Here is a 16,312-nt window from a genome sequence, read left to right on the forward strand (position 1 = left end):
GGCTTCCGGTCGCGAGGTTCGGCCGCGGCGCGGCCACGACTGATGATGCCGTGCAGCAGTGAGCGACGTTTCACGTGAAACACGATGCACAGCGGCTGTGGCCGGACCTTCGCGACACTCCGGCTTGCGTAGCTTTGGCAGCTTGTGTGGAGTACGTCTCGTCGTCAGGACGGATCAGCGACGCCGACGTGCCCGTCCTGTCCGCGCGGCCTTGGCACGCTTCGCGGCGAAGCGCACACCACCCGGGCTTTCGCCGACCTCGACCCGTACGACCGTGGACGGCGGGTCCACCACGCCTTCACCCACATGCAGGATGGAGGTCTCCACGGCACCGAGCTTGCTGAGCGCGGTGGCAGCGGCCTTCAGCTCCTCCTCGGCGGTGTCGCCCTTGAGCGCGAGCATCTCGCCGTACGGACGCAGCAGCGGGATGCCCCAGGTGGCCAGGCGGTCCAGCGGGGCAACGGCCCGGGCGGTCACCACATGAACCGGCGGCAGCTTGCCCATGACCTCCTCGGCGCGTCCGCGCACCACGGTCACATGGTCCAGGCCGAGCAGCTCCACGACCTCGCTGAGGAAGTTGGTGCGCCGCAGCAGCGGCTCGAGCAAAGTGATGTTCAGGTCGTCGCGGACCAGGGCCAGCGGGATACCCGGCAGCCCGGCACCGGAGCCGACGTCGCAGACCGTCACCCCCTCGGGGACGGCCTCGGAGAGCACCGCACAGTTCAACAGGTGCCGCTCCCACAGGCGGGGCACTTCCCGCGGGCCGATCAGGCCCCGCTGCACGCCCGCCTCCGCGAGCAGCTCCGCATAGCGCACCGCATCGGCGAAGCGATCGCCGAACACTTCCCGCGCCTGCTCGGGCGCGGGGGGAAGCTCCGCTGCCTCCGTCACGGGGACCGTCCTTCCGTACAGCGCCGGCGCTTCGCGCGCCGGCCACCAGAACTACCAGGCTGACAAAGTTCGGCCCCGCCTGCGGGCAGACGGGGCCGGTGAATCGAGGGGGCCGATCAGGCGGGCAGTACGACGACGAAGCGCTGCGGCTCCTCGCCCTCGGACTCGCTGCGCAGACCCGCGGCCTTGACCGCGTCGTGCACGACCTTGCGCTCGAACGGCGTCATCGGCTTGAGCTTCACGGGCTCGCCGCTGCTCTTCACCTCGGCGGCGGCCTTGGCGCCCAGCTCGGACAGCTCGGACCGCTTCTTGGCCCGGTACTCCGCGATGTCCAGCATCAGCCGGCTGCGGTCGCCGGTCTCCCGGTGCACCGCCAGGCGCGTCAGCTCCTGCAGCGCCTCCAGCACCTCGCCGTCCCGGCCGACCAGCTTCTGCAGGTCGCGGCTGCCGGTGTCGCTGATGATCGACACGGAGGCGCGGTCGGCCTCGACGTCCATGTCGATGTCGCCGTCGAGGTCGGCGATGTCCAGCAGACCCTCCAGGTAGTCCGCCGCGATCTCACCTTCCTGCTCCAGGCGAGTGAGGGTGTCTGCACCCTCGGCAGCGGCGGAGGTGGTGCCTTCCGTCACGGGATGGGCTCCTTCTTACTTCTTGGACGGGGACTTGGGCCGCTGCGGGCCACCCTTGCGCTGGCCGGACTGGGCCTTGCTGCGGGTGCCGGAGCCGGACTTCTGGGGCTGCTGGGCAGCGGGCCGGGCGTCCTGCGGCTCGTCGGACTTCTCCAGCGACGGGGTGTCACCCGCCTGCTTGGGCGTACCCGACTGACGCTGGGACTTGCTCTGGCGCTTGGGCTGCTGGCGCCGGGCGGCGGTGGCCGTCGCGGTGCCGGTGACCGCGCCTTCCTCGGTCTGCTCCGCGGCCTGGGCGGTGCTCCTGGTCACGGTGCCGTCGGGCTGGGCGGCGAGGCCGGCCTTGTTCAGCGCGTTGATGAACTTGCGCTCGAACTCGTTGCGGTCGCGGCCCTTGGCGACGATCGCCTTGACGATGACCTTCTCGCTGCGCCGGCGGATCTTGCCGTGCTGCGTGACGTGCTTGGTCAGGCGCTCCAGGTAGGCGGCCTGGGCCTTGGAACCCGGGGTCGGGTTGTTGTGGATGACGTACATCTGCTGGCCCATGGTCCACACGTTGGTGGTCAGCCAGTAGACGAGGACACCGACCGGGAAGTTCACACCGAAGACGGCGAACATGACCGGGAAGACGTACATCAGCATCTTCTGCTGCTGCATGAACGGCGTCTTCACCGTGGTGTCGACGTTCTTCGTCATCAGCTGGCGCTGCGTGTAGAACTGCGACGCCGACATCATCACGATCATGATCGCGGTGACGACGCGGACGTCGGTCAGCGAGGCGCCGAGGGCGGTGATCTGGCTCTCGCTGCTGAAGAACTTGGCGGCCAGCGGGGCGCCGAAGATGTGGGCGTGCCGGGCGCTGGCGAGCAGCGGCTCGTTGATGACGCCGATCGTCTTGCCCGTCGCGATGCCGTTGAGCACGTGGTACAGGGCGAAGAAGAACGGGGACTGCGCCAGGATGGGAAGGCACGAGGAGAGCGGGTTGGTGCCCGTCTCCTTGTACAGCTTCATCATCTCTTCGGACTGACGCTGCCGGTCGTTCTTGTAGCGCTCCTGGATCTTCTTCATCTCCGGCTGGAGCGTCTGCATCGCGCGCGTCGACTTGATCTGCTTCACGAAGAGCGGGATCAGGCAGATGCGGATCAGGATCACCAGGGACACGATGGACAGGCCCCAGGCCCATCCGGTGTCAGGGCCGAAGATCGCCCCGTACACCTTGTGGAACTGGACGATGACCCAGGAGACGGGCCAGGTGATGAAACTGAAAAGGCTGGCAATCGTGTCCACTAATCATGCTCCTTGGGCATGGGACGAGGTCTCTGCGGCCGGGCTCGAAGGAGACTCGGAAGCAAGATTCGCTTCGGTGGCCGGTTCGGCGGCGGAGGGCCCGCCCCTGCGTGCGCGCCACGCGTTGCGCAGTATTTCGTGCCACCGTGGGCGCTTACGCGGCGGAACATGGTCCACACCGCCCAGCGACCACGGATTGCACCGGAGGATGCGCCAGGCGGTGAGTGCCGTGCCCTTGATCGCACCGTGCCGGTCGATGGCCGTGTAGCCGTAGTGGGAGCACGACGGGTAGTACTTGCACACCGGCCCCAGCAGTGGACTGATCGTCCACTGGTACAGCTTGATCAGGGCCAGTAGTGGGTACTTCATCGCGCGCCCCCTCCCAGCAGCCGCTCAAGAGCGGCGTCCAGGTCTCGGGCCAGCTGTGCGTGGTCTGCGTCGCCCGATCCGGGCAGCGCTCGTACGACTACCAGGCTACCGGGGGGAAACAGGGCGACTCGGTCACGCATCAGATGGCGCAGTCTGCGCTTCACTGTGTTGCGCACGACCGCGCCACCCACGGCCTTGCTCACGACGAAACCCGCACGCGTCGGGGGAGCGCTCTCCCCAGGCGCGTGCGGGTCCGTGGCACCGCTACGAAGGTGGACGACGAGGGTCGGGCGTCCGGCCCGACGACCCCGTCGTACCGCGGTCGCGAAGTCCTCGCGCCGCCTCAGCCGGTTCTCGGTGGGCAGCACGACGTCATGACCTGATCGGGATCAGGCGGACAGACGGGCGCGACCCTTGCTACGGCGGGACGCGAGAATCGCGCGGCCGGCACGGGTGCGCATACGCAGCCGGAAGCCGTGGGTCTTCGCGCGACGACGGTTGTTCGGCTGGAAGGTGCGCTTGCTCACTCGGGGGCTCCAGAAAGAATCAGTAGTGGCGGGGTGCCGTCTTGGCTGTCACCGTGCGCCCACGAGTAGCTCGCGTCACGCCCGAGTGCACCGCTTCCCGATCACCTGACGTGACCTGTGCCCATCGGAGGCAGGCGGCAGCAGCCATCGACAACTCGACCTGGTTACGGTACGCGGGGCTACGCCATCCGGTCAAACCGGGGAGCGGCGGGAGACACTGTCCACAGGCTGGGGACAACAACTTGAACCGTACCCGCCGCGCTGACTACCGTGACTGGACTCCGATTCGTTCCTTTGTCCCCGCCCGAGCGGGACCGCCCCCGTCCACCCACCCGGATTTCATCCCGACCCGTCCCCGAACCACACGTTCGTGGGACCTGTGAGAGAGCGTGCCCTGTGGCTGACGTACCTGCCGATCTTGCCGCAGTGTGGCCACGCGTACTGGAGCAGCTCCTCGGCGAGGGCCGCGGACAGGGTGTGGAGGCGAAGGACGAGCACTGGATCCGGCGCTGCCAGCCCCTCGCCCTGGTCGCGGACACCGCCCTGCTCGCCGTGCCGAACGAATTCGCGAAGAACGTACTGGAGGGCCGTCTCGCGCCCGTCGTGAGCGAGACGCTGAGCCGTGAGTGCGGCCGCCCCATCCGGATCGCGATCACCGTGGACGACTCGGCGGGTGAACCGCCGGCCCCCGCGGCACCGCCCGCCCAGCAGACCCCGAAGCCGCGCTACGAGGAGCCGGAGCTGCCCTCCGGGCCGTACGAGGGCTACGGCCGCCACCGCGGAGAGCAGCTCCCGGGCACCGAGCCGCGCACGGAGCACCCGCCCGCGCGTCCGGACCAGCTCCCCACCGTCCGCCCGGCCTACCCCTCCGAGTACCACCGCCCCGAGCCCGGCGCCTGGCCGCGCCCCGGCCAGGACGACTACGGCTGGCAGCAGCCCCGGCTCGGCTTCCCCGAGCGGGACCCGTACGCCTCGCCGTCGTCCCAGGACTCCTACGGCTCCGGCGCGGACGCCTACGGCTCGCCGTCCCAGGACTACCGCCCGAAGGGCATGGACCGGCCATCGTACGAGCAGCAGCGCGGCGACTACGACACCCCGCGCGGCGAGTACGAACCCTCCCGCCAGGACTACGACTCCGCGCGCTCCGACTACGAGCCGGCCCGGGCCGAGTACGACCAGCGTGACCCGGTCCGCCGTGAGCTGTCCGAGCCGCCGGCGCACCGGGGCGGCCCCGGCCGTCCGGACATGCCCGCGACCGGCGCCCCCGGTCCGCTGGCCGCGCAGCCGGCGCCGGCGAGCGGCCCCGGCGAGCCGACCGCGCGCCTGAACCCGAAGTACCTGTTCGACACGTTCGTCATCGGGGCCTCCAACCGCTTCGCGCACGCGGCGGCGGTCGCGGTCGCCGAGGCGCCGGCGAAGGCGTACAACCCCCTGTTCATCTACGGGGAGTCCGGGCTCGGCAAGACGCACCTGCTGCACGCGATCGGCCACTACGCGCGGAGCCTCTACCCGGGCACCCGCGTGCGGTACGTCAGCTCGGAGGAGTTCACCAACGAGTTCATCAACTCCATCCGCGACGGCAAGGGCGACAGCTTCCGCAAGCGGTACCGCGAGATGGACATCCTGCTCGTCGACGACATCCAGTTCCTCGCGGACAAGGAGTCGACGCAGGAGGAGTTCTTCCACACCTTCAACACGCTCCACAACGCCAACAAGCAGATCGTGCTCTCCAGCGACCGGCCGCCCAAGCAGCTGGTCACGCTGGAGGACCGGCTGCGCAACCGTTTCGAGTGGGGTCTGATCACCGACGTCCAGCCGCCGGAGCTGGAGACGCGGATCGCGATCCTCCGCAAGAAGGCGGTGCAGGAGCAGCTCAATGCCCCGCCGGAGGTGCTGGAGTTCATCGCCTCGCGCATCTCGCGCAACATCCGTGAGCTGGAGGGCGCGCTGATCCGGGTGACGGCGTTCGCCTCGCTCAACCGGCAGCCGGTGGACCTGGGCCTGACCGAGATCGTCCTGAAGGACCTGATCCCCGGGGGCGAGGACTCGACGCCGGAGATCACCGCGACGGCCATCATGGCGGCGACCGCGGACTACTTCGGGCTCACGGTCGAGGACCTGTGCGGCAGCTCGCGGGGCCGGCAGCTGGTCACGGCCCGGCAGATCGCCATGTACCTGTGCCGGGAGCTGACGGATCTGTCGCTGCCGAAGATCGGTGCGCAGTTCGGGGGGCGGGACCATACGACGGTCATGCACGCCGACCGGAAGATCCGGGCGCTGATGGCCGAGCGGCGCTCGATCTACAACCAGGTCACGGAGCTGACCAACCGCATCAAGAACGGCTGAGGCGACAGCCGTACGGCGACGCACCAGGCGAGGGCGCCCCGGGACACGCTCCCGGGGCGCCCTTCTGCATCCCCCGGAGGCCCGGTGGGCCGCAGCCCAGCGGCGCTACGAGCAGTCCCACGGCGGTCCCCGGGCGCTCCGGACGGCCCTACGAGAGGCCTTACGAGAGGCCTTACGAGAGAGGCCCTACGAGGCCGGAGGGACTCCGGGCGTCCCGGCGACAACCTCGCCCGGACGGCAGTCAGCGGTGCTCGTCAGCGGGACCCGCGATCACCCCCGGCGGCCCCGCCCCGGCCCCCCACGGTCACTCGCAGCGACCCCGGCAGCGCCCACAGCGGCCTCGAAGGGGCCTCCAGCGCCCCCGGGCAGGGTCCCGGGTGAAGTGGGCGGGGTTGCTCCGTCGTCATCCGGTGTTCGATTACTTGCCGGGTTACGGCCACTCTCCACAGATTCGGTGACTTTCTTCCGTCCACATCCTGGGGACTGCGGAGTTGTCCCGAACTGTGTCCACAGGGAAGCTGGCTCTGTGGCTTCTGCCCAGCTCAGCAGCCTGTGGAATCGTGGACGAACGATCTCCACAGGCTGTGGACAACGCGAAGACCGGCAACCGGGGGAAGGAGTTGTCCACCGGTGCCCCACAGGCTGGGGGCGGTTGTCCCCAGCGATCCGCCCCTTCTCCACAGCGCTGTCCACTGTTCGGCAACCCGGCACCCCCGCTCACGGCTTCGAGTGAAAGGCGTCACAGGAAGTTGCCGGGTTGGGGTGTGGGAAACCGGGGTATTCCTGGGGACACAGCTGGGGAGAACTGCCCTCAGCCTGTGGGCGCCGTGTGCAGAACTTTCCGTTCTCCACAGAAGGCCCCGGTTGTCCACTGCCTCCACCCACAGGGTCGGTGGATAAAAAACCCGCACTGAGCTGGGAAAACGCGGTTATCCACGGTATCCACAGGCCCTACTACTACTCCCGACTAGAGAAGGCTCGGGAATCGCTTTGAAGCGGGGCCTGTGCACAACTCGCTGCTTCGCGCCCGGCTGCCCCTCGGACCGACTTGACCCCGACGGGCACCTACTGTCAGTGCCGTGCGTCAGACTGGTCCCCGGTGTCCTTCCCGTCGCAGTGGGGCGTGACACCGAGTCGGAGGACTCAGTAGCAACAGCAGGAGGCGGCTTACGGTGAAGATCCGGGTGGAACGCGACGTACTCGCGGAGGCAGTGGCCTGGGCGGCACGCAGCCTCCCGGCCCGTCCGCCGGCGCCTGTCCTCGCCGGCCTGCTGCTGAAGGCGGAGGACGGCAAGCTGAGCCTGTCGAGCTTCGACTACGAGGTCTCCGCGCGCGTGAACGTCGAGGCGGAGGTCGAGGAGGAGGGCACCGTCCTCGTCTCCGGCCGGCTGCTCGCCGACATCTCCCGGGCCCTCCCCAACCGCCCGGTGGAGATTTCCACAGACGGTGTACGGGCGACCGTGGTGTGCGGCTCCTCGCGGTTCACCCTCCACACCCTGCCTGTGGAGGAGTACCCGGCGCTGCCGCAGATGCCGAACGCGACCGGCACGGTGCCCGGCGAGGTCTTCGCCGCCGCCGTCTCCCAGGTGGCCATCGCGGCCGGCCGGGACGACACGCTGCCGGTGCTCACCGGTGTGCGCATCGAGATCGAGGGCGACACGGTCACCCTGGCCTCCACCGACCGCTACCGCTTCGCGGTCCGCGAGTTCCTGTGGAAGCCGGAGAACCCGGACGCCTCCGCCGTCGCCCTGGTCCCGGCCAAGACGCTGCTGGACACCGCGAAGTCGCTGGGCGCCGGGGACACCGTCACGCTGGCGCTGTCCGGCTCCGGTGCCGGTGAGGGCCTGATCGGCTTCGAGGGCGCGGGGCGGCGTACGACGACGCGTCTGCTCGAGGGCGACCTGCCGAAGTACCGGACGCTGTTCCCGACCGAGTTCAACTCCGTCGCCGTGATCGAGACCGCGCCGTTCGTGGAGGCCGTGAAGCGTGTGGCGCTGGTGGCCGAGCGGAACACGCCGGTCCGGCTGAGCTTCGAGCAGGGCGTGCTGATCCTGGAGGCCGGGTCGAGCGACGACGCACAGGCTGTGGAAAGGGTCGACGCGCAGCTGGAGGGCGACGACATCTCGATCGCCTTCAACCCCACGTTCCTGCTGGACGGTCTGAGCGCGATCGACTCGCCGGTGGCGCAGCTGTCGTTCACCACGTCCACGAAGCCGGCGCTGCTCAGCGGGAAGCCCGCGGTGGACGCCGAGGCCGACGACGCGTACAAGTACCTGATCATGCCGGTGCGGCTCAGCGGCTGACCTTCTCGGCGGCCGGGGTTCTCCACAGCTGTGGACAGTTCCGGGTGCCCGGTGTGGGTATCCGGGGCTGTGACCGGCCGCCCGGGCCGGCGCCCGCCGACGCCTGTCGGCGCGGTGGGCCGCAGCTACGTCCTCGCAGGTCAGCGGGGCATCGCATGAGCGCGTATGCCCACAGCTGTGCAGGCATGGTCGGGTTTAGGCTCGGCTCGGCACTGCGGTGCCTGTCACGCCACACAGCGACCTAAGGACACAACTGATGGAGCTCGGTCTCGTCGGCCTCGGCAAGATGGGCGGCAACATGCGCGAGCGGATCCGCCGCGCGGGCCACACCGTCGTCGGATACGACCGCAACGCGGACCTCGCGGACGTCCACAGCCTGGAAGAGCTTGTGGGCAAGCTCAGCGGCCCGCGCGTGGTCTGGGTGATGGTCCCGGCCGGCGAGGCCACCCAGTCGACCGTCGACCGGCTCGCCGAGCTGCTGCAGCCCGGCGACGTGGTCGTGGACGGCGGCAACTCCCGCTGGACGGACGACGAGAAGCACGCCGAGCAGCTGGCCGCCAAGGGCATAGGCTTCGTGGACTGCGGCGTCTCCGGCGGCGTCTGGGGCCTGGAGAACGGGTACGCGCTGATGTACGGCGGCGACGCCGAGCACGTCGCCAAGGTGCAGCCGGTCTTCGACGCGCTGAAGCCGGAAGGCGACTTCGGTGCGGTGCACGCGGGCAAGGTCGGCGCCGGCCACTTCGCGAAGATGGTCCACAACGGCATCGAGTACGCCATGATGCAGGCCTACGCCGAGGGCTGGGAGCTGCTGGAGAAGGTCGACTCCGTCACGGACGTCCGCGAGGTGTTCCGCTCGTGGCAGGAGGGCACCGTCATCCGGTCCTGGCTGCTGGACCTGGCGGTGAACGCGCTGGACGAGGACGAGCACCTGGACGGGCTGCGCGGTTATGCACAGGACTCCGGTGAGGGACGCTGGACTGTGGAGGCCGCCATCGACAACGCGGTGCCGCTGCCGGCGATCACCGCGTCGCTGTTCGCGCGGTTCGCCTCCCGTCAGGAGGACTCGCCGCAGATGAAGATGATCGCCGCGCTGCGCAACCAGTTCGGTGGTCACGCCGTAGAGAAGAAGTAGTCCACAGGGTCGCCCCCGCGATCCACAACCCTGGGGGAGGTCGGCGCACGACCATGCACGTCACGCATCTCTCGCTGGCCGACTTCCGCTCGTACGCCCGGGCCGAGGTTCCGCTCGACCCGGGCGTCACCGCCTTCGTCGGCCCCAACGGGCAGGGCAAGACCAACCTCGTGGAGGCGGTCGGGTACCTGGCGACGCTCGGCAGCCACCGGGTCGCCTCCGACGCGCCCCTGGTGCGCATGGGCGCCGAGCGGGCGGTGATCCGGGCACAGGTCCGGCAGGGCGAGCGGCAGCAGCTGATCGAGCTGGAGCTGAACCCGGGGAAGGCCAACCGCGCCCGCGTCAACCGGTCCTCGCAGGTCAGGCCCCGGGACGTGCTGGGGATCGTACGGACCGTGCTGTTCGCGCCCGAGGACCTCGCCCTCGTCAAGGGCGACCCGGGTGAGCGGCGGCGGTTCCTGGACGAGCTGATCACCGCGCGGTCGCCGCGGATGGCGGGGGTCCGCTCCGACTACGAGCGGGTGCTCAAGCAGCGCAACACCCTGCTGAAGACCGCTGCCCTCGCGCGCCGGCACGGCGGGCGGAGGGAGGCGGATCTGTCCACGCTCGACGTGTGGGACCAGCACCTCGCGCGCGCGGGCGCGGAGCTGCTGGCGCAGCGGATGGATCTGATCGCCGCGCTGCAGCCGCTGGCCGACAAGGCGTACGAGCAGCTGGCCCCCGGCGGGGGCCCGGTGGCGCTGGAGTACAAGCCGTCGGCGCCGGGTGAGGCGCACACGCGCGAGGGGCTGTACGCGCAGCTGACGGCGGCGTTGGCGGAGGCGCGCAAGCAGGAGATCGAGCGGGGTGTCACCCTCGTCGGTCCGCACCGGGACGACCTGGTGCTCAAGCTCGGGCAGCTGCCGGCCAAGGGGTACGCCTCGCACGGCGAGTCCTGGTCCTACGCGCTCGCGCTGCGGCTGGCCTCGTACGACCTGCTGCGGGCCGAGGGCAACGAGCCGGTGCTGATCCTGGACGACGTCTTTGCCGAGCTGGACGCCCGCCGCCGCGAGCGGCTGGCGGAGCTGGTCGCGCCCGGCGAGCAGGTGCTGGTCACGGCGGCCGTGGACGACGACGTGCCGCATGTGCTGGCCGGTGCCCGGTACGCGGTGGCGGACGGGGCGGTGGAGCGCGTATGAGCGCCGAGAAGCCCGCCCCGGACAAGAAGGACCCCTCCGGTGTCGACCTCGCGCGCGTGGCGTTGCGCGCGGCGAGGGAGCAGGCACGCGCGCGGGGGGACGCGGCGCGGCAGAAGAAGCAGGCGCGCAGGGGTGGCGGGCTGCGCTCCGGCGCGCGGGCCGACGGCCGTGACCCGATGGCGCTCGGGGCGGCGATCAACCGGCTGATCACGGAGCGGGGCTGGGAGGCGCCGGCCGCGGTGGGCGGGGTGATGGGCCGCTGGCCGCAGATCGTCGGCGAGGACCTGGCCAAGCACTGTGTGCCGCAGCGCTACGACGAGGACGAGCGCGTGCTGGTCGTGCAGTGCGACTCGACGGCCTGGGCGACCCAGCTGCGGCACCTGGCGCCCGCGTTGGTCGCCCGCCTCAACGAGGATCTGGGGCACGGCACCGTTCGGATGATCAAGGTGCTCAACCCCGGCGGTCCGGCCCGCCGCTACGGCCCGCTCCGGGCTCCGGGCAGTACGGGTCCCGGCGATACGTACGGGTGACGTACCTCACGTCCTGACGTCGGCGGTGGTGCCGCCGCGGCTCTGTTCGCCTCTTCGTACGGCCCTCGTACGGGTGTCCCGGCATGCCCGGATCCGGGCGGGGAGCGCCATCTGACCCGGGAGTAGCCAAGGGTTGACGGCTCGAAGCGCTGAGTGCCGCTGTGAGCCCCTCGGAGCCCCCTTCCGCATATCGGGACCCGGCCGAGACCGGTTGAGGGCGGCACATGGGGGCTCAGGTACCGGCAAACCCCCATCGATGTCAGTGCTACCGGTAGACTGGAAGACAATCCCGCCCCAACGTGGGGACCGCCCGGGAAAAGCTGAGCAACGCTGATCAAGGCTTACCAACGCAACATGCCGCAGCCGCTCCGGCAACCTGCCGACGAGCCCGGCTCGTGCTGTGCCAGAAAGGGCGCTTCGTGGCCGATTCCGGCAACCCCAACGAGAACATCCCGTCCACCGACGCCGGCGTGAACGCCGAGGCCCCGGAGTCCGCCGTGGCCTCCGCGTCCTACGACGCCAGCGCCATCACCGTGCTCGAAGGGCTGGACGCGGTCCGCAAGCGGCCCGGCATGTACATCGGCTCCACGGGCGAGCGCGGCCTGCACCACCTGGTGTACGAGGTCGTCGACAACTCGGTCGACGAGGCGCTGGCCGGTTACGCGGACACCATCGACGTGACGATCCTCGCCGACGGCGGCGTGCGCGTCGTCGACAACGGCCGTGGCATCCCGGTGGGCATCGTGCCCTCCGAGGGCAAGCCGGCCCTCGAGGTCGTGCTGACCGTGCTGCACGCGGGCGGCAAGTTCGGCGGCGGCGGGTACGCCGTCTCCGGTGGTCTGCACGGTGTCGGTGTGTCCGTCGTGAACGCGCTGTCGACCAAGGTCGCCGTCGAGGTGAGGACCGACGGCCACCGCTGGACGCAGGACTACAAGATGGGCGTGCCGACGGCGCCCCTCGCCAAGCACGAGGCGATCGAGGAGACCGGCACGTCGGTCACCTTCTGGGCCGACCCGGAGATCTTCGAGACCACCGAGTACTCCTTCGAGACGCTGTCGAGGCGTTTCCAGGAGATGGCGTTCCTCAACAAGGGCCTGACGATCCGGCTCACCGACGAGCGGGAGTCGGCGAAGGCGGTCGCCGGCGCGGACGAGGCGGGGGCCGACGAGAAGGCCGAGGTCAAGACCGTCACGTACCACTACGAGGGCGGCATCGTCGACTTCGTGAAGTACCTCAACTCCCGCAAGGGCGAGGCGGTTCACCCGACGGTCGTCTCGCTGGAGGCGGAGGACAGGGACAAGAGCCTGTCCCTCGAGGTCGCCATGCAGTGGAACAGTGGCTACAGCGAGGGTGTGTACTCCTTCGCGAACATCATCCACACCCACGAGGGCGGTACGCACGAGGAGGGCTTCCGGGCCGCGCTGACGTCGCTGATCAACAAGTACGCGCGCGACAAGAAGCTGCTCCGTGAGAAGGACGACAACCTCACCGGTGACGACATCCGTGAGGGTCTGACGGCGATCATCTCGGTCAAGCTGAGCGAGCCGCAGTTCGAGGGCCAGACGAAGACCAAGCTGGGCAACACGGAGGCCAAGACCTTCGTGCAGAAGGCGGTCTACGAGCACCTCAACGACTGGCTGGACCGCAACCCGGTCGAGGCCGCGGACATCGTCCGCAAGGGCATCCAGGCGGCCACCGCGCGCGTGGCGGCCCGCAAGGCGCGCGACCTGACGCGGCGCAAGGGTCTGCTGGAGACGGCGTCGCTGCCGGGCAAGCTGGCCGACTGCCAGTCCAACGACCCGGCCAAGTGCGAGATCTTCATCGTCGAGGGCGACTCCGCCGGCGGCTCGGCCAAGTCCGGCCGGAACCCGCAGTACCAGGCGATCCTCCCGATCCGCGGCAAGATCCTCAACGTGGAGAAGGCGCGGATCGACAAGATCCTGCAGAACCAGGAGATCCAGGCGCTGATCTCGGCCTTCGGCACGGGTGTGCACGAGGACTTCGACATCGAGAAGCTCCGCTACCACAAGATCATCCTGATGGCGGACGCCGACGTCGACGGCCAGCACATCAGCACCCTGCTGCTGACCTTCCTGTTCCGCTTCATGCGGCCGCTGGTCGAGGCCGGGCACGTGTACCTGTCCCGTCCCCCGCTGTACAAGATCAAGTGGGGCCGGGACGACGTGGAGTACGCCTACTCGGACCGCGAGCGCGACGCGCTGATCGAGATGGGCCGGCAGCGCGGCAAGCGGGTCCGCGAGGACTCGATCCAGCGCTTCAAGGGCCTCGGCGAGATGAACGCCGAGGAGCTGCGCGTGACCACGATGGACCAGGAGCACCGCGTTCTCGGCCAGGTCACCCTGGACGACGCCGCGCAGGCCGACGACCTGTTCTCGGTCCTGATGGGCGAGGACGTCGAGGCCCGGCGCCAGTTCATCCAGCGCAACGCCAAGGACGTCCGCTTCCTCGACATCTGAGTCGGTCTCAGCTGACCGCACCAGGAAGGATCTTCACCAGCAATGGCCGACGAGAACACTCCCGTCACCCCTGAAGAGGGCGGCGAACTCGCGATGCGTGTCGAGCCCGTCGGGCTCGAGACGGAGATGCAGCGCTCGTACCTCGACTACGCGATGTCCGTCATCGTGTCCCGCGCGCTGCCCGACGTCCGGGACGGCCTCAAGCCCGTCCACCGCCGTGTGCTGTACGCGATGTACGACGGCGGCTACCGCCCCGAGCGCGGTTTCTACAAGTGCGCCCGTGTCGTCGGCGACGTCATGGGCAACTACCACCCGCACGGCGACTCCTCGATCTACGACGCGCTGGTGCGCCTCGCCCAGCCGTGGTCGATGCGGATGCCGCTGGTGGACTCCAACGGCAACTTCGGCTCCCCGGGCAACGACCCGGCGGCGGCGATGCGCTACACCGAGTGCAAGATGGCGCCGCTGTCGATGGAGATGGTCCGGGACATCGACGAGGAGACCGTCGACTTCACGGACAACTACGACGGCCGCTCCCAGGAGCCGACCGTCCTGCCGGCCCGCTTCCCGAACCTGCTGATCAACGGCTCGGCCGGTATCGCGGTCGGTATGGCGACCAACATCCCGCCGCACAACCTGCGCGAGGTCGCGGCCGGCGCCCAGTGGTACCTGGAGAACCCCGAGGTCTCCCACGAGGAGCTGCTGGACGCGCTCATGGAGCGCATCAAGGGCCCGGACTTCCCGACCGGCGCGCTGGTCGTGGGCCGCAAGGGCATCGAGGAGGCGTACCGCACCGGGCGCGGCTCCATCACGATGCGCGCGGTGGTCGAGGTCGAGGAGATCCAGGGCCGGCAGTGCCTGGTGGTGACCGAGCTGCCGTACCAGGTGAACCCGGACAACCTGGCGCAGAAGATCGCCGACCTGGTGAAGGACGGCAGGATCGGCGGGATCGCGGACGTCCGCGACGAGACGTCGTCCCGTACGGGCCAGCGCCTGGTGATCGTCCTGAAGCGGGACGCGGTCGCCAAGGTCGTGCTGAACAACCTGTACAAGCACACCGACCTGCAGACGAACTTCGGCGCCAACATGCTGGCGCTGGTCGACGGTGTGCCGCGCACGCTGTCCCTGGACGCGTTCATCCGCCACTGGGTGACGCACCAGATCGAGGTCATCGTCCGCCGGACGAAGTTCCGGCTGCGCAAGGCCGAGGAGCGGGCGCACATCCTGCGCGGTCTGCTGAAGGCCCTGGACGCCATCGACGAGGTCATCGCCCTGATCCGGCGCAGTGACACCGTCGACGTGGCGCGCACGGGCCTGATGGAGCTGCTGGAGATCGACGAGATCCAGGCCAACGCGATCCTGGAGATGCAGCTGCGGCGGCTGGCTGCCCTGGAGCGGCAGAAGATCGTCCAGGAGCACGACGAACTCCAGGCGAAGATCAACGAGTACAACGAGATCCTCGCCTCGCCGGTCCGCCAGCGCGGGATCGTCAGCGAGGAGCTGGCGGCGATCGTCGAGAAGTACGGCGACGACCGCCAGACCAAGCTGATCCCGTACGAGGGCGACATGTCCATCGAGGACCTGATCGCCGAGGAGGACATCGTCGTCACCGTCACGCGCGGCGGCTACGTCAAGCGGACGAAGACGGACGACTACCGGGCGCAGAAGCGCGGCGGCAAGGGCGTGCGCGGTACGAAGCTGAAGGAAGACGACATCGTCGACCACTTCTTCGTCTCCACCACGCACCACTGGCTGCTGTTCTTCACCAACAAGGGCCGGGTGTACCGGGCGAAGGCGTACGAGCTGCCGGAGGCCGGCCGGGACGCGCGCGGCCAGCACGTGGCGAACCTGCTCGCCTTCCAGCCGGACGAGGCGATCGCGGAGATCCTCGCCATCCGTGACTACGAGGCGGCGCCCTACCTGGTGCTGGCCACCAAGTCCGGGCTGGTCAAGAAGACGCCTCTGAAGGATTACGATTCGCCCCGCTCCGGCGGTGTCATCGCCATCAACCTGCGCGAGCGGGAGGACGGCACGGACGACGAACTGATCGGCGCCGAGCTGGTGTCGGCCGACGACGATCTCCTTCTGGTCAGCAAGAAGGCACAGTCGATCCGGTTCACCGCCTCGGACGACTCGCTCCGCCCGATGGGCCGGGCCACCTCCGGCGTCAAGGGGATGAGTTTCCGGGAGGGCGACGAGCTTCTCTCGATGAATGTGGTGCGACCCGGTACGTTCGTGTTCACTGCCACCGACGGTGGGTACGCGAAGCGGACCGCCGTCGACGAGTACCGCGTCCAGGGTCGCGGTGGCCTCGGCATCAAGGCCGCCAAGATCGTGGAGGACCGTGGTTCGCTCGTCGGCGCGCTGATTGTCGAGGAGCACGACGAGATCCTCGCGATCACCCTCTCCGGCGGTGTGATTCGTACGCGAGTCAACGAGGTCAGGGAGACGGGCCGTGACACCATGGGCGTCCAACTGATCAACCTGGGCAAGCGCGATGCCGTGGTCGGTATCGCACGTAACGCCGAGGCGGGGCGCGAGGCGGAGGAGGTCGACGGCGATGTGGCCGTGGACGAGACCGCCGAGGACGCCGCGACCACCGGTACGGACGAGGGTGAGGCACCCTCGGCCGAGTAGCACGAG

13 protein-coding genes are annotated in these 16,312 nt (G+C 69.3%); 7 read left to right on the top strand and 6 right to left on the bottom strand.

All coding sequences use genetic code 11. From position 1 onward, the window contains the following. Nucleotides 1–174: 174 nt before the first annotated feature. The 6 genes from rsmG to rpmH form a co-directional block, all read right to left on the bottom strand. Nucleotides 175–891 (bottom strand): 16S rRNA (guanine(527)-N(7))-methyltransferase RsmG, encoded by a 717-nt coding sequence (rsmG, locus tag ACZ4VF_RS28160; protein WP_467929418.1) that lies wholly within the window; start codon nucleotides 889–891, stop codon nucleotides 175–177. Nucleotides 892–1,007: 116 nt separating this feature from the next. After that, complete coding sequence (locus ACZ4VF_RS28165; protein WP_030344365.1) at nucleotides 1,008–1,520, bottom strand: Jag family protein; 513 nt, start codon at nucleotides 1,518–1,520, stop codon at nucleotides 1,008–1,010. Between the two features lie 15 nt (nucleotides 1,521–1,535). Then, nucleotides 1,536–2,807, bottom strand: coding sequence for a membrane protein insertase YidC (yidC, locus tag ACZ4VF_RS28170; RefSeq protein ID WP_467929419.1), 1,272 nt, complete (start codon nucleotides 2,805–2,807; stop codon nucleotides 1,536–1,538). Between the two features lie 3 nt (nucleotides 2,808–2,810). After that, nucleotides 2,811–3,176: a membrane protein insertion efficiency factor YidD gene (gene yidD, locus ACZ4VF_RS28175; protein WP_189296617.1), complete on the bottom strand. Its 366-nt coding sequence runs from the start codon at nucleotides 3,174–3,176 to the stop codon at nucleotides 2,811–2,813. Then, on the bottom strand, nucleotides 3,173–3,544 hold the full coding sequence (gene rnpA, locus ACZ4VF_RS28180; RefSeq protein WP_225100362.1) for a ribonuclease P protein component: 372 nt from the start codon (nucleotides 3,542–3,544) through the stop codon (nucleotides 3,173–3,175). Before rnpA ends, yidD begins: the two co-directional genes overlap by 4 nt. A 21-nt stretch (nucleotides 3,545–3,565) precedes the next feature. Continuing rightward, nucleotides 3,566–3,703 carry a 50S ribosomal protein L34 gene (rpmH, locus tag ACZ4VF_RS28185; protein WP_003956500.1) on the bottom strand — a complete coding sequence of 46 codons (138 nt, stop codon included), beginning with the start codon at nucleotides 3,701–3,703 and terminating at the stop codon, nucleotides 3,566–3,568. Nucleotides 3,704–4,099: 396 nt separating this feature from the next. On the opposite strand from rpmH, the gene dnaA reads away from it, so the two are divergent. The 7 genes from dnaA (at nucleotide 4,100) to gyrA (ending at nucleotide 16,306) form a co-directional block, all read left to right on the top strand. Continuing rightward, nucleotides 4,100–6,049, top strand: a complete 1,950-nt coding sequence (gene dnaA / locus ACZ4VF_RS28190; RefSeq protein ID WP_467929421.1) for a chromosomal replication initiator protein DnaA — start codon at nucleotides 4,100–4,102, stop codon at nucleotides 6,047–6,049. A 1,172-nt stretch (nucleotides 6,050–7,221) separates the two neighbouring features. Then, on the top strand, nucleotides 7,222–8,352 hold the full coding sequence (dnaN, locus tag ACZ4VF_RS28195; RefSeq protein WP_467929422.1) for a DNA polymerase III subunit beta: 1,131 nt from the start codon (nucleotides 7,222–7,224) through the stop codon (nucleotides 8,350–8,352). Nucleotides 8,353–8,608: 256 nt separating this feature from the next. Further along, entirely contained in the window at nucleotides 8,609–9,484 is an 876-nt protein-coding gene (gene gnd / locus ACZ4VF_RS28200; protein ID WP_467929424.1) for a phosphogluconate dehydrogenase (NAD(+)-dependent, decarboxylating), read from the top strand. A gap of 53 nt (nucleotides 9,485–9,537) precedes the next feature. Then, the gene (recF, locus tag ACZ4VF_RS28205) at nucleotides 9,538–10,662 is read left to right on the top strand and encodes a DNA replication/repair protein RecF (protein WP_467929425.1); all 1,125 of its coding nucleotides are present in this window, start codon (nucleotides 9,538–9,540) and stop codon (nucleotides 10,660–10,662) included. Further along, entirely contained in the window at nucleotides 10,659–11,192 is a 534-nt protein-coding gene (locus ACZ4VF_RS28210; protein WP_467929426.1) for a DciA family protein, read from the top strand. The genes recF and ACZ4VF_RS28210 overlap by 4 nt, the downstream gene beginning before the upstream one ends. A gap of 395 nt (nucleotides 11,193–11,587) precedes the next feature. Next, nucleotides 11,588–13,669 (top strand): DNA topoisomerase (ATP-hydrolyzing) subunit B, encoded by a 2,082-nt coding sequence (gene gyrB / locus ACZ4VF_RS28215; protein WP_467929427.1) that lies wholly within the window; start codon nucleotides 11,588–11,590, stop codon nucleotides 13,667–13,669. Nucleotides 13,670–13,711: 42 nt separating this feature from the next. Further along, on the top strand, nucleotides 13,712–16,306 hold the full coding sequence (gene gyrA, locus ACZ4VF_RS28220) for a DNA gyrase subunit A (RefSeq protein WP_467929429.1): 2,595 nt from the start codon (nucleotides 13,712–13,714) through the stop codon (nucleotides 16,304–16,306). Nucleotides 16,307–16,312: the final 6 nt, after the last annotated feature.

Source organism: Streptomyces sp. NPDC029151, assembly GCF_055564315.1.